Annotated in this window: 18 protein-coding genes and 1 tRNA gene; 1 reads left to right on the forward strand and 18 read right to left on the reverse strand. The window is 62.2% G+C overall.

Annotated elements, in window-relative coordinates:
• Nucleotides 1–807: 807 nt before the first annotated feature.
• Nucleotides 808–895: transfer RNA gene (locus MM194_RS04450), tRNA-Ser, on the reverse strand.
• A gap of 198 nt (nt 896–1093) precedes the next feature.
• Here MM194_RS04450 and MM194_RS04455 point away from each other — a divergent pair.
• The gene (locus MM194_RS04455; protein WP_241342795.1) at nt 1094–1843 is read left to right on the forward strand and encodes a DsbA family protein; all 750 of its coding nucleotides are present in this window, start codon (nt 1094–1096) and stop codon (nt 1841–1843) included.
• Nucleotides 1844–1973: 130 nt separating this feature from the next.
• Here the strand turns inward: MM194_RS04455 and galE are convergent, their stop codons facing one another.
• From galE to MM194_RS04540, 17 genes are all read right to left on the reverse strand, one after another.
• Nucleotides 1974–2999, reverse strand: coding sequence for a UDP-glucose 4-epimerase GalE (gene galE, locus MM194_RS04460; protein WP_241342797.1), 1026 nt, complete (start codon nt 2997–2999; stop codon nt 1974–1976).
• Between the two features lie 84 nt (nt 3000–3083).
• Complete coding sequence (locus tag MM194_RS04465; protein WP_033130213.1) at nt 3084–4079, reverse strand: hybrid-cluster NAD(P)-dependent oxidoreductase; 996 nt, start codon at nt 4077–4079, stop codon at nt 3084–3086.
• A 283-nt stretch (nt 4080–4362) separates the two neighbouring features.
• On the reverse strand, nt 4363–6012 hold the full coding sequence (gene hcp / locus MM194_RS04470; protein ID WP_241342880.1) for a hydroxylamine reductase: 1650 nt from the start codon (nt 6010–6012) through the stop codon (nt 4363–4365).
• A gap of 248 nt (nt 6013–6260) precedes the next feature.
• Entirely contained in the window at nt 6261–6728 is a 468-nt protein-coding gene (locus MM194_RS04475; RefSeq protein WP_021140949.1) for a Dps family protein, read from the reverse strand.
• A 129-nt stretch (nt 6729–6857) separates the two neighbouring features.
• Entirely contained in the window at nt 6858–7403 is a 546-nt protein-coding gene (locus MM194_RS04480) for a DUF3833 domain-containing protein (RefSeq protein ID WP_241342798.1), read from the reverse strand.
• A 14-nt stretch (nt 7404–7417) separates the two neighbouring features.
• Complete coding sequence (locus MM194_RS04485) at nt 7418–7960, reverse strand: chalcone isomerase family protein (RefSeq protein ID WP_241342800.1); 543 nt, start codon at nt 7958–7960, stop codon at nt 7418–7420.
• A complete protein-coding gene (locus MM194_RS04490; protein ID WP_033130210.1) occupies nt 7917–8135 on the reverse strand; it encodes a TIGR02450 family Trp-rich protein in 219 nt (72 codons plus the stop codon). Before MM194_RS04490 ends, MM194_RS04485 begins: the two co-directional genes overlap by 44 nt.
• A complete protein-coding gene (locus tag MM194_RS04495) occupies nt 8132–8611 on the reverse strand; it encodes a DUF2878 family protein (RefSeq protein WP_033130209.1) in 480 nt (159 codons plus the stop codon). The genes MM194_RS04490 and MM194_RS04495 overlap by 4 nt, the downstream gene beginning before the upstream one ends.
• 3 nt (nt 8612–8614) lie before the next feature.
• Nucleotides 8615–9871 (reverse strand): cyclopropane-fatty-acyl-phospholipid synthase family protein, encoded by a 1257-nt coding sequence (locus tag MM194_RS04500; protein ID WP_033130208.1) that lies wholly within the window; start codon nt 9869–9871, stop codon nt 8615–8617.
• Entirely contained in the window at nt 9871–10608 is a 738-nt protein-coding gene (locus MM194_RS04505; protein ID WP_033130207.1) for a DUF1365 domain-containing protein, read from the reverse strand. The genes MM194_RS04500 and MM194_RS04505 overlap by 1 nt, the downstream gene beginning before the upstream one ends.
• A complete protein-coding gene (locus MM194_RS04510; RefSeq protein WP_241342802.1) occupies nt 10605–11855 on the reverse strand; it encodes an FAD-dependent oxidoreductase in 1251 nt (416 codons plus the stop codon). Before MM194_RS04510 ends, MM194_RS04505 begins: the two co-directional genes overlap by 4 nt.
• A 14-nt stretch (nt 11856–11869) precedes the next feature.
• A complete protein-coding gene (locus MM194_RS04515) occupies nt 11870–12586 on the reverse strand; it encodes an SDR family NAD(P)-dependent oxidoreductase (RefSeq protein WP_241342804.1) in 717 nt (238 codons plus the stop codon).
• Nucleotides 12583–13011, reverse strand: coding sequence for a nuclear transport factor 2 family protein (locus MM194_RS04520; RefSeq protein WP_033130204.1), 429 nt, complete (start codon nt 13009–13011; stop codon nt 12583–12585). Before MM194_RS04520 ends, MM194_RS04515 begins: the two co-directional genes overlap by 4 nt.
• 1 nt (nt 13012) lies before the next feature.
• Nucleotides 13013–14449 (reverse strand): deoxyribodipyrimidine photo-lyase, encoded by a 1437-nt coding sequence (phrB, locus tag MM194_RS04525; protein ID WP_241342805.1) that lies wholly within the window; start codon nt 14447–14449, stop codon nt 13013–13015.
• Nucleotides 14446–15300 (reverse strand): MerR family transcriptional regulator, encoded by an 855-nt coding sequence (locus MM194_RS04530; protein ID WP_033130202.1) that lies wholly within the window; start codon nt 15298–15300, stop codon nt 14446–14448. Before MM194_RS04530 ends, phrB begins: the two co-directional genes overlap by 4 nt.
• 89 nt (nt 15301–15389) lie before the next feature.
• Nucleotides 15390–16334: a DUF523 and DUF1722 domain-containing protein gene (locus MM194_RS04535; protein ID WP_241342806.1), complete on the reverse strand. Its 945-nt coding sequence runs from the start codon at nt 16332–16334 to the stop codon at nt 15390–15392.
• A gap of 168 nt (nt 16335–16502) precedes the next feature.
• The gene (locus MM194_RS04540; RefSeq protein WP_033130200.1) at nt 16503–17132 is read right to left on the reverse strand and encodes an autotransporter; all 630 of its coding nucleotides are present in this window, start codon (nt 17130–17132) and stop codon (nt 16503–16505) included.
• Nucleotides 17133–17162 lie beyond the last annotated feature (30 nt).

A 17162-nucleotide genomic window follows, 5' to 3' on the forward strand; every position in this document is an offset into this window, starting at 1 on the left:
GCTGAATCACATCTCAATAAGTTGAGATACGTACAATATAAAAATAAAAACCAAGTAATTCAGTCACTTGGGTTATATTCACAGAAACAACAACTCACCGTAACTCAAACTATGCCACTCCCATTAAAATACAATGAAGGCATATTTATCGATATATTGTACATATTTTCATTTAATTACCACTAATTACGCTCGATAAAAATAACCACTTCAGCATATTCGACTAATGGCACCTTACCTGATAGCGGCATATCCAAAGAAGGATCCTGAGACAGCGTATTTGCAGGGCTTGGTCGGATCGGGTAAATCAAGGAAGACAGCGCGCCTGGGAGCAGGCTTTTCCTCGGCCTCGTGCAACAACAGGTCCATCACACACCCGGACGGTGGCTTTATACGCCCCGCACGCCAGACGGCGGTTGATATCGGCAATCACCGGCTCGATATCGGTCAGGTGTCGCCCATATAGTGTGCGCCCGCCTGCCGCAGCCAGGCCTCTGCCCGAGTGCGCTGGATTGACAAGCGACTGGCCCACCTTGCCGCTGGCTAGGTGGACAAATGGGCAACTATCCCCGGAACCGGCCGGGCGATTCACCCTTATGACTTATGAAGAAGCAAGTGAGATTGACGCAGTCAGCTTACGGAATAGACACTCCATATTTCCATGATTAGTTGCATCGATTCAGTGCTGTGTCCAACCCAGTTCATCTCGATAGCATGCCAGCCAACACTTAATGACATACCAAGTGGCATACTAAAAATCACAGACACAAAAAAGCCCAACCGATTCAATCGATTGGGCTATATAAATGGCGGAGGAGGTGGGATTTGAACCCACGGATGGTCGCCCATCGCCGGTTTTCAAGACCGGTGCATTCAGCCGCTCTGCCACCCCTCCGCAGCAGTGCGCCGAATACTACCCATCGCGATCCGGCTTGTAAATCCCTGCCCTGTCTGTTTGCCGATTTATTGGGCTAAATGACGCATAAAACCCGTAAATTGGGCACAGGTCGTGCTTTTTCAGCCGGATAACTTGACTTGAAAACAGACTCACCCACTATAGTGGCCTCCACGATATTCCCAGCAAGTTGGACCTATGAGAATCAAACATGCCCTGATCGCCGCCTTGACTGGCGCGACCCTGCTTGCGGCGCCGCTGCAGGCGAGTGAGCTGACCAAGACGGATGTCGAGCAGATAGTGCGCGACTATCTGGTCAAGAACCCGGAAATACTGGTCGAGATGTCCAACGCCCTGCGCGCCAAGCAGGAGAGCCAGCAGTCCGCCAACGACAAGTCGCTGATAGAGGCGCATGCCAAGCAGCTCTACTCCAACAAGGATCCCGAGAGCGGCAACCCCAAGGGCAGCCTGACCGTGGTCGAGTTCTTCGACTACAACTGCGGCTACTGCAAGCGTGCCCATCCGCTCATCCAGCAGTTGCTCGGCGAAGACAAGGAGATCCGCTACATCTACAAGCAGTTCCCCATCCTGAGCGAGACCTCCTACTACGCCGCCCGCGCGGCACTGGCGGTGCAGCTCGGCCAGCCCGACAAGTACCAGGCCTTCCACGACAAGCTGTATGCCCATCAGGGCCCGCTGTCCGACGAAGCCCAGGTGAAAGCCGTCGCCAAGGCCGCCGGGGTGGACTGGAACAAGGTCGAGGCGAAGATCAAGGATGGCAGCATCGATCAAAACCTTGGCACCAACCGTGCCCTGGCCGAAGCCATGAGCATCTCGGGCACGCCGGCCTTCATCATCGGCGACCAGATCCTGCGCGGTGCCCCCCGCGATCTGGCCAGCCTGCAGGCCATCGTCAAGGACGTGCGCGCGGGCAAGAGCATTCAGTAATCCTGCCCCGCGCCCATAAAAAACGCCCCGATTTATCGGGGCGTTTTGCTATTCAGGCTTCGCACCTTCAAGTCTGATAGACCGTCGCGAGACGCTGTCAGCAAGGCGAAGAGCTGCGCATGAGCCTTGATCACTGCTTCGCAGCAGGACCATAGCCGTTCGGGTTCTGGCTTTGCCAGCGCCAGGTGTCGACCATCATCTGCTCCAGCCCACGCATCGCTTGCCAGCCCAGCTCGTCACGGGCCAGGGTGGGTTCGGCCCAGCATTCGGCGATGTCGCCAGGGCGACGGGGTTTGATCCGGTAGGGGATGGGGCGACCGCTGGCCGCCTCGAACGCACGGATCATCTCCAGCACCGAGTAGCCCTGGCCGGTGCCGAGGTTGTAGGTGAACACCCCGGTGTCGCTTGCGATGCGTGCCAGCGCCTTCAGGTGGCCGATGGCGAGATCCACCACGTGGATGTAGTCGCGTACCCCGGTACCGTCCGGCGTCGGGTAGTCGTCACCGAATACCCCTAGCTCCTTGAGCTTGCCCACCCCGACCTGACTGATGTAGGGCAGCAGGTTGTTGGGGATACCGTTGGGATCTTCACCGATGAGACCGCTCTGGTGGGCGCCGACCGGGTTGAAGTAACGCAGCAGGACGATGGCCCAGCGCGGATCGGAGTTGGAAAGATCCCGCAGGATCTCCTCCACCATCAGCTTGGAGCGGCCGTAGGGATTGGTGGCGCCGGTGGGGAAGTCTTCCCGCAGCGGCACAGAGGCTGGATCGCCATAGACGGTGGCCGAGGAGCTGAACACCAGCCGGAACACCCCGGCCTTGGCCATCTCTTCGCACAGCACCAGAGTGCCGGTCACGTTGTTCTGGTAGTAGGTGAGCGGGATCTGGCTGGACTCCCCCACCGCTTTCAATCCGGCGAAGTGAATAACTGATTCGATCTGGTGCTGGGCAAACAGCGCCTGCAGGCAGCCACGGTCGAGAATATCCCCCTCGACGAAAGTGACAGCCTTGCCGGTGATCCGCTCGACCCGTCGCAGGGACTCCGGCGATGCGTTGGAGAGATTGTCCAGTACCACCACCTGCTGCCCGGCTTCCAGCAGCTCCACCAAGGTGTGGGAGCCGATATAACCGGCGCCCCCCGTGACCAGAATTGTCATTTATTTATCCCGTGTTCCGTTGAAACTGGGCCAAGTGTACCCGCCCGGTTTCGACGGGAGAAGACCGGGATACTCATGGCGCCATCAATAGTCGAGGCTGACGTCCCCCTTGGCGGTGCAGGAGCAGGCGAGCGCCACCCCATTTTCAAGATCCTGCGCACTGAGCGTCATCACGCTCTGGCGCTCTATGATCCCCGTGGTGGAGCAGCGACAGGCGCCGCACACCCCGGCGCGACAGGCGGCCATCATGGTCTCCCCCGCCCCCTCCAGCGCGGCCAGCAGGGTCTGCCCCGGCAGTATCTTCACCTTCTTGCCGCTCTTCTTGAGGGTCAGCCAGAAATGGTTGCTATCGGTAGCCACCGGCGGCGCCTCGGGCAGACCGAACGACTCCTGATGCAGCTGGCCGGCCGGCAGCCCCAGCGCTGTCAGCATGGTGCAGACCGCCGTCATGTAAGGCGCCGGCCCGCACAGGTAGACGTGGCGGCTGAGCAAGTCCGGCGCCAGTTCTTTGAGCATGTCCGGGCTGAGCCGACCGACCCAGGGGTGAGCCGCCGGCGCCTGCTCCAACACCAGCGCGTGGCGCACGCCGGGATGCGCCTCTGCCAGGGCGGCCAATTCACCCGCGAAGATCACATCCTCGGGGGAGCGGGCGCTGTGAATGAAGCGGATATCCGCCTCCGGTCGCCTGGCGAGCTCGTCTCGCAGCATGGCCCACATGGGGGTGATGCCGGAGCCCGCGCTCAGCAGCAGCGGTCGCTCGCAGGGCAAAGCGGTCAGATGAAAGTCACCGAAGGGACCGTCGGCCCGGATCTCGCCCCCCACCTGCAGGCTCTGGTGCAGGTGATGGGAGACCAGGCCCACGTCCTTGATGGTGACCTGCCAGCAGGCATCCTGCGGGCTGGAGGAGAGGGTATAGGCGCGGCACTGGAGCTTGCCGTCTATTTCGGTGTGCAGGGTGATGCACTGGCCAGCCAGCACGGCCGGCAGGTCGCCCGTTAGCGAGGCAAATTGCCAGCTGGTCACATCGTGGGTATCCGCCCGGCGTGCGATGCATGTGAGCGTGAGAGACGTTGAGCTCATCACTAGGCTCCTCTATCGAATGTAAAAGGTCTGATGAACAGCCTTGTTTGAAAAAAAGGCGAGCCAATCGGCTCGCCAAAGGCTTACAACATGCGAAATGCGTCTGGCCGGAAAAAGCCGGGATCAGGCCGCCAGGATCTCGGCCAGATCCGCTTCGGCCGTGGTGGTGCCCTTGAGACCGGACTATGTCTCCAGCACCTTGATCAAGCTGTCAGGATCTCGGCCAGATCAGCTTCGGCCGTGGTGGTGCCCTTGAGACCGGACTATGTCTCCAGCACCTTGATCAAGCAGCCAGGATCTCGGCCAGATCTGCCTCTGCGGTCGTGGTTCCCTTGAGAGCGAACTGCTCCTCCAGCACCTTGAGCAGGGCCGGGGTCAGGAAGGCGGGGGCGGTCGGGCCGGTGCGAATGTCCTTCACGCCGAGCGCCAGCAGGGTGAGCAGGATGACGATGGCCTTCTGTTCGAACCAGGAGAGCACCAGGGTCAACGGCAGATCGTTGACGCCGCACTCGAACGCCTCGGACAGCGCCAGCGCGAGCTGGATGGCAGAGTAGGCATCGTTGCACTGACCCACGTCCAGCAGACGGGGGATGCCGCCGATGTCGCCAAAATCGAGCTTGTTGAACTTGTACTTGCCGCAGCCCAGGGTGAGCAGCAGGCTGTCTCGGGGGGCGGCCTTGGCAAACTCGGTAAAGTAGGCGCGCTCGGCCTTGTCGCCGTCACAACCGCCCACCAGGAAGAAGTGGCTGATCTCGCCTGCTTTCACCTTGTCGATCACTGCGGGGGCGGCCTGCATCAGGGCATTGCGGGCAAAGCCGATGGTGATGAAGTGCTCGAGCTCGGTGTGTTTGAAGCCCTCCAGTGCCTGCGCCTTGGCCACTACGGCGGAGAAGTCTTCCCCTTCCAGGTGGGTCACACCCGGCCAGCCGACGATGGAGCGGGTGAAGATGCGGTCGCTGTAGTCACCCACGTTCGGGTCGATGATGCAGTTGGAGGTCATCACCACGGCGCCGGGGAAGTTCGCGAACTCCTTCTGCTGGTTCTGCCAGGCGGAGCCATAGTTGCCCACCAGGTGCGGGTACTGCTTGAAGAAGGGGTAGGCCAGGGCGGGCAGCATCTCGCCGTGGGTGTAGACATGGATGCCAGTGCCTGCGGTCTGCTCCAGGATCAGCTTGAGATCCATCATGTCGTGGCCGGAGACCAGGATGCACTTGCCCGGGATCGGGGTGACTCTTGCTTGAGTCGGCTCGGGGTGGCCGAAGGCGGTGGTTTCACCGAGATCCAGCATCTCCATGATCTTGAAGTTGAGCAGGCCTATCTCCATGGCGCACTTGAACAGGGGATCCAGATCGCTCGGATCCGTGCTGAGCCAGCTCATGATGCGGTGGAATTCGGCGGCCACGGCGCTGTCTTGCTGGTCCAGCACCCGGGCATGCTCCATGTAGGCGGCGGCGCCCTTGAGGCCGTAGAGGCAGAGCAGGCGCAGCCCCATGATGTCTTCGTTGACCTCGCTCTTGCCGCGATTGACCGCGGTCTGGGGCGCATGAGCCAGCTGTTCCAGCAGTTCGGCACCCGGCTCGAAGCGGGCGGCGGCGGGCAGCTCGCTGACCTGCACCGCCAGCGCGGTCAGACGGTCGGCCAGTTGCTGGCGATAAGCGATCGCCTGGTTCACATAGCCGACGATGCGCGCGGAGTCGAAGTTGACGTTGGTGAGGGTGGCGAAGAACGCCTTGGGTACGAAGGCATCGATCTCGTCATCGACGATACCATGCTCGCGGGCGGCCAACGCCCAGGCACTGAGGCCTTGCAGCGTATAAATCAGCACATCCTGCAGATCCGAGGTTTCGGCCGTCTTGCCGCACATACCTTGTGCGTAAGCGCAGCCATTGCCTGCCGGGGTACGAATTGTCTGTTCACATTGCACACAAAACATCATGCCTCTCCTAATTGGACATTTCAGTTGCTTGTTTTGTGGCGATTCTATTCCCCCCGGTAAAAACTTAATAGGCATTCAATTTACCAATTAAGTATTCATTGATGCAGATCAAAAACAAAAAAGCCGCCCAAACAGGGCGGCAAAGGGGTAGATATAGGGGAAAGACAACTCAGGCTTGCAACAATATTCGAGCACATCAGGGGCGGAGCAGCATTTAATCATGCTGCATCCAGCCCCTTCTAACGTCAGGCCAGATAGGCTCGCAGCATCCAGACCAGTTTTTCCTGCTGCTGCACGTAGTCGGAGAGGATGGAGGCCGTGCCCTCGTCACCGGCCTCGGCGGCCTGTCCCAGGATGCGGCGCTGAGCTACCAGCAGCTCGCGGAAGCTCTCCAGCAGGGATTCGACGCAGGCGCGGCCATCGTGCAGCCCCTTCTGCTCGGGGATGGCGGAGACCTTCAAGTAGTCGCTGAAGCTGTGCATGGGCACCCCGTCCAGGGTGAGGATACGCTCGGCCAGGGCATCGACTTTGAGCAGCAGATCGTTGTAGATCTCTTCGAACTTCAGGTGCAGCTCGAAGAACTGGTTGCCACGGATGTTCCAGTGGAAGCCGCGCACGTTCATGTAGAGGATCTGGTAGCTGGCCAGCAACTTGTTCAGCTCGGCGGCCAGGGCTTGTGATTGAACGGTATCAAGACCAATGGGGCTCTTCATCATTCACCTCCAGGTGGAAACATTATTGGGAACGGAGTCAGCATATCCCCGCACAGACTCAAAAGACAATTGCTTATACCTTGTCCATTGATAGCGAATGGCTATCGTCAGTGGGAAAAGCACTTGCTTTCATCGCTCGAGCCGCTCGATATAGAGGATCACCTCGCCCAGGTGAATGCCGAACTTGCTGATCTCGGCGCGATTGATCAGGCGATCTTGATCCAGCAGATACATCCAGTCATCGAAGCTCACCCGCACCACCTCCCCGTCCGGCAGGGCCAGATCGAGTTGATAACGCCAGTTCAGGGCAAAGCCTGCCGTCTTGCCCACCGCCTCCCCCACCACATCCGAGGCGGTGCCGCGCCAGTGCCCATCCGCCCCCTTGTTCAAAAACCAGGTGCGGGTCTGCCGGCGGCCGTCGTCGAAATAGAACTGCTCGAACAACTCCCCCTTGCCACCCTGCCAGCGTCCCTGCATCTCGACCCGAAAGCGACTGGTCACTTCGCCGCTACGGTCGGTCACCAGGCCGTGGGCCACCAGCTTGCCATTGAAGAAACGGGCGAGATCCCAGTTAGGGCCCTGCCCTCTATAGTCATCGAGGCTGGCGCCACACCCTGCCAGCAGCAGCAGCAGTGGCCACAGCAGCAGAATGCGCCATGTGCGGTAGAGAGGCATGAGGGACTCCGGTATCAGGGTTGGCCGCGCAGGCGGCGGGTGAGGGCGGGATCACGGCTGTTGTCGGCCAGCCAGATGGCCAGAAACGCGGCCGGGAACTGAGGATCAGGCATGCTGCCCAGCGGCTTGTCTCGCCACCAGAAATGGCCAAGCCCGGCGTCATCCACGTAGAAGGTCAATGCATCCCCCGAGCTCACATCCGGCCACAGGGTCGCCAGCTGTTGCAGCCAGCGGCGTCGCTGATCCTGGTTGCCCACCCCGAGTCGCTGCCACTCCTGCCCGGTCACGGCGAGCAAGTCCTGGCGGGAAATGGATTTGGCATAGGTGATGGTCAGGGCCTGCGGATAGCGACCGGGCTCGTAGTGGCCGCTCTCGCTGTAGAGGGTGGCGTCATAGAGCTTGAACCAGAGCCAGCTCATCTCCCCCTGTCCGACCGGGCGCAACTGTTGCCAGGGGGCGGTAGAGGCCTGCACGGCAGTGGCCACAAGCAGCATCAGCGCCGCAAGCAAGGTGCTAATTCCACCCCATGTGCCAGCGGGTGGGATCTTCCAGCTCATGCCAGTTCATCTCCTGTTCCTGCAAGGTGTTGATATCCTGCAACACCACGCGAGCCAGCAGCCCCTGCGCATCCCGCTGGCAGGAGACCACCAGATAGAAGTGCGCGTTTGGCCCTTGCTGGCCCTCCCTGGTCCACTTCGAAAACAGCAGCGTATCGGTCGAAAAGGTGCTCATCTTGGCTCACCCTCCAGCTTGACCATTACCCACAGCAATACGGGTAACCACCACACCCAGATCAGCGCCAGTATGAGGGCGCTGATCCCGATGCCCCAAGACAAGTGTACCGATCCCAAGGCGGCTCCCGCCACATAGGAACCCGCTCCCCCCACCATGCCGAGCAGTCCCTGCTGCCAGCGGGGCAACGCCAGCAACCAGCGCAGCCCCTGGCCCAGAGTCAACGCAAATCCGAGCCACAGCAGCCCCAGCCAGAGGGGAAAGCCCTGGGGAAACTGGAACAATCCGAGATGCCAGAGCAGGCCATCAAGCAGACAGCCGGCCAAGGCCAGGGGCCAGCGGCGCAGATCCCCACGGGCATCCGGCGAGCAGAGCAGATGCAACCCCAGCAGCAACAGCAGTGGTCCCGGCTGCTGCCACACCACCGCCAACCACCAATAGAGGTTGAACCCCAACAGTTGCAGCCAGCCCCACATGATTCAGGGGGAGTTCACGGGCCTGTCCCCCGACCAGCCCTCCGGGCCAGGCTTGGCGGCCTCCAGCTGTACCAGGCTGATGGCTCGCTCCCAAAACCCCCCCTCGCAATAGGCGAAATAGAAGTGCCATAGCCGGATGAAGTCCTGGCTGTAGCCGAGCCTCGGCAACTCGGGGGCCAGCGCCAGGAAGCGCTCGCACCAGTGGGCCAGGGTGCGGGCGTAGTGGTGACCGTGATCATGCAAGCGCACCAGCTGCATGTCGGTCTCCCGGGCCAGCAGCCCCGCCATCTGGGAGACGCTCGGCAAACAGCCGCCAGGGAAGATGTAACGCTGGATGAAGTCGACGCTGCGCACATACTGGTCGTGGCGCTGATCGGCGATGGTGATGGCCTGGATCAGCAGGCGGCCGCCGGGTTTGAGCAGGCGCGATAATTGCCTGAAATAGTCAGGTAGGAAAGCATGACCCACTGCCTCTATCATCTCGATGGAGACCAGCTTGTCGTAGCGACCCTCCAGCTTGCGATAATCCTCCAGCAGCAGGGTGATGCGATCCTCCAGCCCCGCCGCCGCAATCCAGTCGCGGGCATGATCGTGCTGGGCCCGAGAGATGGTGGTGGTAGTGACCCGGCAGCCGTAGTGGCGGGCGGCGTAGATGGCGAGCCCACCCCAACCTGTGCCTATCTCCAGCAGGTGATCCTCCGGTCCCAGTGCCAATCGCTCGCAGATGGTCCTGAGTTTGGCCTGCTGCCCCTCCTCCAGGGTGGCATCCGCAGCCGGATAGATGGCGCTGGAATACTGCATGTGGCTATCGAGGAAGCCCTGATAGAGCCGGTTGCCGAGGTCGTAGTGCGCCGCAATGTTGACCCTTGAGCCGGTCAGGGTATTGCGGCTGCCCCAGTGCCGCAGCCTGTTGAGCGGAAAGCTGAGCCAGCCAAATCGCCGCTCCAGCCGATCGAGCATCGCCATGTTGCGGGCCAGCAGCCGCACCAGGGTGACCGGTGCCTGGCTGGTCCAGAGCCCCTCCACCCAGGTCTCCCCCGCCGCTATGCTGCCCCCCAGCAGGAGCCGTCGGTAAAAGGCGGGATCCAGTACCACGACCTCGGCCTGCAGATCCGCCCCGCGCTCCCCGAAGATGAGGCTCGCCTCCCCGTCACGCAGCAGCAGCTGACCATGTTGCAAGTGTCCAAGCAATCGGAACACCAGTTGCCGCGCCCAGCGATCGAGCAGGGGGATGGAGGTTGTGAGTTGCACCAGTTCCATTAGTGAGTCTCCGGGTGGGTGAACAGCGGTATCCGTTTGATGAGGAGCCGCACGGCCTGCCAATAGATGCCGAGCAGCACCCGCATGGTCATCCAGGGCCAGCGCAGCAACAGCATGCCGAGCCCCCGTTTGGACAGTGGCTCGCGGGCCAAGGCCAGGGTGGCATCGAACAACTTGGGATCGCCGCTTTGGGGATGACTCTCGATGTGGATCAGGGTCTCCTCTCTGGGCGGGCGAACACGCCAGTGATAGCGCATGGCCAGCGCCATGAAGGGGGAGACGTGAAAATCCTTGTCGTGGGGCACCAGCGCCGCCAGATCCAGCAGGTAGTAGTGGCGCTCGTTCCAGGGGGTGTTGGAGACCTCGGCCAGCAGATAGCGGGCATCGCTCCCCTGATAGCAGAAGTAAAAGTTGACCGGGCTGAAGTAAAACCCCAGGCAACGCACATTGCCCAGCAGCAATATCCTGCCGCCTTGGGCCGCCCCACCCAGCTCGTCCACCTTGTTCCATACCGCCTGCTTGAGCGGCCCCTGCGTCCCGCGCAGGTAATCGCTGCGACGAAACGAGAGCAGGCCGGCGCGCTCGACCCCGAACCAGGGGCTCAGCTGCAAGTCGGCCAACTCGTCCAGATCCAGCCCCAGCATGAACAGAGGGTAGGAGAAAGCATGGGGCCTGGGTGCGAAGCGGCGATGGCGTACCGCCCCTTGCCAGATGCCGCTGATGAGGGCAGCGCTCATAGCTCGGCCCCGAAGCGACGGGTCACATCCAGGGCGCTGCGCACCCCGTCCTCATGAAAGCCGTTGTACCAGTAGGCGCCGCAGAAATGGGTATGCCGTTGCCCGCAGATCTCGCCGCGCGATGCCTGCGCCGCCAGGGCGGCCTCGTTGAACACGGGGTGATGGTAGACGAAGCGTCGCAACACCTTGCGCTCATCCACCCTGCCGGCGGGGTTGAGGCTGACGCAAAACTCGCGGCTAGCCTTAAGCCCCTGCAGGATGTTCATGCTGTAGGTCACCAGTGGCCTGGCCTGCTCGTCATCCCCGAGCTGATAGTTCCAGCTGGCCCAGGCCTTGCGTCTCTTGGGCAAGCTGGCGATGTCGGTGTGCAACCAGACATCGTTGGCCTGATAGCCGATGCCCCCCAGGATGCGCCGCTCCCGCTCATTGGCATCGGCAAGCAGGGTCAGCGCCTGATCGCTATGGCAAGCCAGGATCACCTCATCGAACGGCTCCTCACCTCGGGCGCTCTGGATCACCACGCCGCCGTTCACCCGCCGGATTTCCTGCACCGGGCAGGCCAGGCGGATCTGCGGCTGCCAGCCGGCGGTGAGCGGCGCTATGTACTCTCGCGATCCCCCGGGGATCACGTACCACTGGGGACGGTTGCTGACGTTGAGCAGGCCGTGATGGTCAAAGAAACGCAGGAAGAAGCCGAGGGGAAAAGCGCGCATGTCGGCCAGGGTAGATGACCAGATGGCTGCTCCCATGGGCAGAATGTAGTGGCGGGCGAAGTAGTCGCTGAATCCGCCCCCTTGCAGGAAGGCGCCCAGGCTCGGCTCGATGCTCCCCGTCTGTGGTGCGGCCAGCCAGCGGCGGGCCGTGTGGTTGAAGCGCAGGATCTCGGCGATGAAACGGTAGAAGCGGGGACGCAGCAGGTTGCTGCGCTGGGCAAACAGGCTGCCCAGGGAGTGGCCGTTGTACTCCAGCCCCTCGCTCTTGACCGAGAAGCTCATCTCGGTGGGTTGGCGGGCCACCCCGATTTTTACCAGCAATTTCAGGAAATTGGGATAGGTTCTGTCGTTGAACACGATAAAGCCGGTGTCGATGGCGTGACTGCGGCCATCCTGGCTGATATCGACGGTGGCGGTGTGCCCTCCCAGTACGGAGGCGGCCTCAAACAGGGTGATGTCATGGTGCCGATGCAGCATGTGCCCGGCCGTGAGTCCCGAGATCCCCGAGCCGACGATGGCGATCCTTCTCTTCATACTTGGCATCCTTGCTAAGTGAGGTGGCGGGCCAGGCGCAGCCAGAGGCCCAGGGGGAGCGCCCCAAGCAGGCGTAATAACAATATGAAACGAAACGGGAAATGGATCTGTGACCGACCAGCGGCGAGGCCACGCACTATGAGCCGGGCCGCCGTCTCGACCGGCAGCAGGCAGGGCATGGCGAAGCGATTGCGGGCCGTCAATGGGGTCTCGATGAAGCCCGGCCGGATCAGGGTCACCCCTATGCCAGCGCCCTGCAGATCGAGGCGCAAGGTGGCCGCCAGATAATCGAGCGCCGCCTTGGAGGCGCCATAGGCCTCGGCCCTTGGCAGGGGCAGCCAGCTCACCGCCGAGCCGACGATGGCGAGCCGCGACCCGGACGCCAGCCGCGGCAGGAAGGCGGCCAGGGCGTGGCCGGTGGCGACCAGGTTGGTCTCGATCACCCGGGCAAAGAGGGCACCGTCAAATCCCTGGGCCAAGTCCATGTATTCGCAGCTGCCGGCGTTGAGGATCAGCAGATCCAGTGCGGGCAGGCCGGCGGCAACCTCTGCCATGGCAGCGCTGTCCCGTGCATCGAACTGCAGGGGGGTGATCCCCTCATGAGCCAATGCCTGCAACCGCTCGCCGTCGCGGCCACAGCCCCACACCTGCCAGCCCGCCTGCCGGTATGTGAGCGCCAGCTGGCGGCCGAGGCCGGAGCTGGCCCCGGTGATCAGCACCCGCCCGCTCATGTGCCCAGCCTTGTGCGGATGGCGCGGATGAGGCTCCCCAGCAGGGGCAACCGCTCGTAGAGCATGGCGCCGAGATCGAAATAGTCGCGGTGCAGGCACACCTTGCCCCAGGCATCGAACTGCAACTGGGTCGCCCCCTCGACCCGGATCGGCTGACCACCGGCGAGCCTGGGATGGGCAAAGGTCATGATCCAGCCGAGCCAGGCCTCGTTGCCCTGTTGCTGCTGGCTCACTATCTCGAATCGGCAGTAGTGCAGTCGCTGATACAGGGAAGAGAAGTAACGGGTGAGCGCCGCCAGCCCCTCAATCCGGTGCGCCGGATCGATGAAGACCACCTGTTCTGCGTAGATCTCCGGCAGGCGGTGCAACTGCTGCCTGTCCAGTTGCAGGTAGAGGACGATAAAATGGGCCAGCGGTTCTTTCATCCTATTTTCTCTCCAGTTCCTGAAACATCTCGATGGCACTCAGCCGTGCCTTGGCATGATCCACCATGGGAGCCGGATAATCCCCTCTACCCTGCTGCACCAGCCATTCGTGAGGCTGATGCAGCAGGGCGGTCGGCACATCCTTGAGCTCTGTCACCCAGATACGGATAAAGCTGCCGTCAGGATCAAAGCGCTGGCCCTGAGTGGTGGGGTTGAACACCCGAAAGTAAGGGGCCGCATCGGCACCGGTTCCCGCCGCCCACTGCCAGCCGCCGTTGTTGGCCGCCAGATCGCCGTCCACCAGCCGGCTCATGAAGTAATCCTCCCCAAGCCGCCAGTGCAGGTGCAGATCCTTGGTCAGGAAGCTCGCCACTATCATCCGCAGCCGGTTGTGCATCCAGCCGGTGGCATTGAGGCAACGCATGGCCGCGTCGACTATGGGGTAACCGGTGCGCCCCTCGCACCAGGCAGCCAGCGCCGCCGGATCCCAGCCCCAGGGCAGGGCCCGGGTCTCGGCCTTGAACGGCAGGTTCATGGAGAGGGCCGGCACCAGCATCAGCAGGTGGCGATAAAACTCGCGCCAGATGAGCTCATTGAGCCAGACGAAGCCGGGCTGCGCCTTGGACTGGGGCCGGTAGCCGAGCCGCTGTTGCAAGGCCGCCACGCACTGGCGTGGGCTGATGATCCCCGCCGCCAGATAGGGGGAGAGGGTGGAGGTGCCGGCCAGGGCCGGAAAGTCTCGGGTCTCCCCATAGTCCAGTACTCCCTGCTCCAGAAAGCCGTGCAGCCGGCGCTGGGCCTCGGCCTCCCCCACCGGCCAGCGCGAGTCTGGGCTCCCATCCCAAAGATCGGGATCGACCAGGCCCGTTTCGCAGAGCGGTCGCCATGGCAGCGGCGCCCCTCTCGGCGCGGGGGCGCGGTGGATGACGAAGCCATCCTCCTCCAGCGCCTTCAACCAGGCCCGACTGAAGGGGGTAAACACCTTGAACATCTCTTTGGAGCCGGTCAGTACCCGGCCGGGGGGCAACACGCAGCAGCCGTTGAACCAGTGACTCAGGATCCCCTGCCCCTGCAAGGCCTCGCTCACCGCCAGATCCCGGCGCTGCTCGTCGAGCTCGATGGCCTGATTGGCGTAGAGCTGGCGCACGCCAAGTCGGCTCGCCAGGGCGCAGATCTCGGCCGGCACCTCGGCGAAGCGCTCCACCCGCAGCAGGTGCAAACGGATGCCGAGCGCCGCCAGGGATTTGCCCAGCTCGTCGACCTGGGCCAGCAGGAAGCGCTGCCGGATGGGGGCCACCTTGTGCTGTTGCCACTGGGCGGGGCTGATGACGAACAGAGCCGCGACCTCGCCTCTCTCGCCCTCCCGATCGGCGCAGGCGTGGCGCAAGGCCGGATTGTCGGCCAGACGCAGATCGCTGCGAAACCAGACGAGTTTCATGTTCCCTTGCCCTCGCTGCCCGATGTGCCCTGTGGCCGCGGGTCGGCCAGCGCGGCCGACAGGGTCGGTGACCAGGCTTGCTCCGCCAGCCAGGCCGGCTCATAGAGGCTACCCAGTGCCCCGAACAGCCGGACCGAGGCAGGCCATCGTTCGGCCAGCTCTCTCTTGCCGAGCCCGGCACCCAGCAACACCAGCCAGCGGTCGGGTATCCGTCCCGCCAACAGCGTGACCCCTCTCGGATCGCAGGGGCCGACCAGATGTACCTCGTGGCCCTGATTGACGAGCTCATAGGCGCACCAGAGCAGGTCCAGCGGGCCGATCTGGCCCCAGCTCGCCAGGCTGACGGGGCTCCCCTTCTCCTGCTCGATGAGGTGGCGGCCGAAGTGAGCCTGCAGCCAGCTCAGCCAGAAACGCTGCAACAGCTCTCCATCGGGCCGCTCGCGCCACAGGCCGAGCAGTTGATCCAGCAGCGGTTGCAAGACTCGGCTACGGACCAGCTCGAAGGGGTAGCTGGTGAGCAGATCCTGTAGCAGGGCCTCGGCCTTGCGTTGATGGAAGGTGAGCATGGCCTCGCCAAACTGCGCCAGGCTCTGCTGCCAGTGATCGCTGGCAAGGGGACGGTCCGGCTCGCTCAGCAGCCCCTTGACCTGACCAATGCTCACCCCCCGCTCTAGCCAGCTCAGGATCTCGCCGATCTGCCGGATATCCTGCTCGCTGTAGAGCCTGTGCCCCTTCTCGGTACGGGCCGGTTGCACCAAGCCATGGCGTCGTTGCCAGGCTCGCAGGGTGACGGCATTGACGCCGGTCAGGCGTGAGACCTCGCGGATGGGGTAAATCGCCTTTTCTTGCATGTCGAGTCCATTTGATAAGAGAGGATGCCCCAGGTTTACCGCCTTGGCGGTGACCACGGGGCCATGGAAAGCGTCGTCCTCAGCCTTGCTCACAGGCCATACCTGAGCCTGAGCGTTTCCGGATGAGGATTAAGATAAACCTGCTCGGCCAGATAGGGGTTGGGATGTTCGCGCAGGTGGTGCCGCAGCAGGGTCAGGGGCACCAGCAGCGGAAAGATGCCGACGCGGTACTTGTCGATGGCCTCGGTCAGTTCCTGCTTCTGGGACGGAGTCAGCATCCGTTTGAAGTAGCCCTGCAGGTGCATCAGCACATTGGTGTGGCTGCGGCGATTGGCGCGCAGGGTCAGCGCCGCCATCAAGCCCCTGATGTAGCTGTCTGCAACCTCCTGCAGGTTGGCCTTGCCGAGGTTGCCGAGCAGCTTGCCGAGGGTGCGGTAGTAGGTGCTGGCGTGGGAGAGCACCAGATACTTGTAGCGCGAATGAAAGCGAATGAGGGCGGCGGCGGTGATCCCGCGGGCGCAGAGCTGCTGCCAGTCGTGATAGGCGAACACCCGCAGCACGAAGTTCTCCCGCAGTATGGGATCGCACAGGCGGCCATCCTCCTCCACCGGCAGCAATGGGTTGGCCGCCATCAAGCCCTTGGCAAAGAGGCCTATCCCCTCCTTGGCGCTCCCCTCGTTGTTGGCACCATAGATGCGCACCCGCTCCATGCCGCAGCTGGGGGACTTGGCGCAGAGGATGTAACCGGAGAGAAAGTCGAGGCGGCTGGCCTGCTGCTCGCTGAAGGCGATCAGCTTTTCCGTCACATCGAAGCTGCCGTTGCTGGCCTCGGCACGGATCTCCCCCTTGCGTCTGACCAGGCGGATGGCGGCGCGGGGGGCGCCGAGGCCGATGGCCATCTCGGGGCAGACGGGGTGATAGTCAAAGTGAGCGCCAAGATCCCGTTCGCAGAAACTGGAGCGCTTGTGGCCCCCGTCGAACCGCACTTCCTGCCCCAGCAGACAGGCACTGATACCGACCTTTATCTTGTACATGATTACGCCCATTGTATAAGCATTGAACCAGTTATAGCAGTTATACAAAGAAATGGAAGTTGTATAACTATTACGGACCGATACGACACAAGGGGGAAAACAGGATCACCAGAAAATGAAAAAGCCCATGACCGGGGCCATGGGCAAAGACACGACAGGATGGAAAAATTAGAAGCTGTACTTCACACCCAGACTGGAGATGGAGCCCTGTTGCAGGTCCCACTTGCGGTAGGTGTAGTCGGCGGTGAGGGCCAGGTTCTGGCTCACCTTGTAGGCGGCACCCACCTTGAAATCGTGCATGTCATCGGTCATGTTGGCGTAGCGATAGCCGGTGGAGAGTTCCATCACCCCCAGGTCGTAACGCAGGCCCACTTCGCCGTACAGACTGCCGCTGCTCTTGCGGGTGATGTTGTCCCAGCCGGAGTCGTTTACGTTGTTGGCCAGTTCACGTTCCATGCTGTAGCCCATCAGGCCCGCTTCACCGTACAGGTTCAGACCTGTGCTGAGCGGGGTGAATACCCCCATCCCCAGATTGGAGATAGCCATGCTGTCGTTGCCGCTGTTGCGGGAGCTGTATTCGGAGCCGAAGCGACCGTAGAAGTTGGAACCGAAGCTCTTGGACAGATCCAGGCTCAGGCCGCCAAAGTCACGGTTGTTGCTGTCTTTGCCACCGACGAAGTCGGAGTTGGTGTGAGCCCAGGTAGCGGCGCCCTTGGCGTAGCTGAAGGCATCCTGTGCCATGACAGAGGTGGAAGAGAGACCGGCCAGAACCAGAACAGACAGTGCGACTTTTTGCATTTTGTTGACTCCATAGGTAGAGCTAGTGAG

The sequence above is a fragment of the Aeromonas sp. MR16 genome, from assembly GCF_022549315.1.
Lineage (GTDB): Bacteria > Pseudomonadota > Gammaproteobacteria > Enterobacterales > Aeromonadaceae > Aeromonas > Aeromonas aquatica.

Coding starts and splice junctions, on each gene's coding strand:
- MM194_RS04485 (WP_241342800.1), bottom strand. CDS start 7,960: ATGAGCTGGAAGATCCCACCCGCTGGCACATGGGGTGGAATTAGCACC.
- galE (WP_241342797.1), bottom strand. CDS start 2,999: ATGACAATTCTGGTCACGGGGGGCGCCGGTTATATCGGCTCCCACACC.
- hcp (WP_241342880.1), bottom strand. CDS start 6,012: ATGTTTTGTGTGCAATGTGAACAGACAATTCGTACCCCGGCAGGCAAT.
- MM194_RS04455 (WP_241342795.1), top strand. CDS start 1,094: ATGAGAATCAAACATGCCCTGATCGCCGCCTTGACTGGCGCGACCCTG.
- MM194_RS04535 (WP_241342806.1), bottom strand. CDS start 16,334: ATGTACAAGATAAAGGTCGGTATCAGTGCCTGTCTGCTGGGGCAGGAA.
- phrB (WP_241342805.1), bottom strand. CDS start 14,449: ATGAAACTCGTCTGGTTTCGCAGCGATCTGCGTCTGGCCGACAATCCG.
- MM194_RS04515 (WP_241342804.1), bottom strand. CDS start 12,586: ATGAGCGGGCGGGTGCTGATCACCGGGGCCAGCTCCGGCCTCGGCCGC.
- MM194_RS04520 (WP_033130204.1), bottom strand. CDS start 13,011: ATGAAAGAACCGCTGGCCCATTTTATCGTCCTCTACCTGCAACTGGAC.
- MM194_RS04540 (WP_033130200.1), bottom strand. CDS start 17,132: ATGCAAAAAGTCGCACTGTCTGTTCTGGTTCTGGCCGGTCTCTCTTCC.
- MM194_RS04475 (WP_021140949.1), bottom strand. CDS start 6,728: ATGAAGAGCCCCATTGGTCTTGATACCGTTCAATCACAAGCCCTGGCC.
- MM194_RS04495 (WP_033130209.1), bottom strand. CDS start 8,611: ATGTGGGGCTGGCTGCAACTGTTGGGGTTCAACCTCTATTGGTGGTTG.
- MM194_RS04530 (WP_033130202.1), bottom strand. CDS start 15,300: ATGCAAGAAAAGGCGATTTACCCCATCCGCGAGGTCTCACGCCTGACC.
- MM194_RS04490 (WP_033130210.1), bottom strand. CDS start 8,135: ATGAGCACCTTTTCGACCGATACGCTGCTGTTTTCGAAGTGGACCAGG.
- MM194_RS04500 (WP_033130208.1), bottom strand. CDS start 9,871: ATGGAACTGGTGCAACTCACAACCTCCATCCCCCTGCTCGATCGCTGG.
- MM194_RS04505 (WP_033130207.1), bottom strand. CDS start 10,608: ATGAGCGCTGCCCTCATCAGCGGCATCTGGCAAGGGGCGGTACGCCAT.
- MM194_RS04465 (WP_033130213.1), bottom strand. CDS start 4,079: ATGAGCTCAACGTCTCTCACGCTCACATGCATCGCACGCCGGGCGGAT.
- MM194_RS04510 (WP_241342802.1), bottom strand. CDS start 11,855: ATGAAGAGAAGGATCGCCATCGTCGGCTCGGGGATCTCGGGACTCACG.
- MM194_RS04480 (WP_241342798.1), bottom strand. CDS start 7,403: ATGCCTCTCTACCGCACATGGCGCATTCTGCTGCTGTGGCCACTGCTG.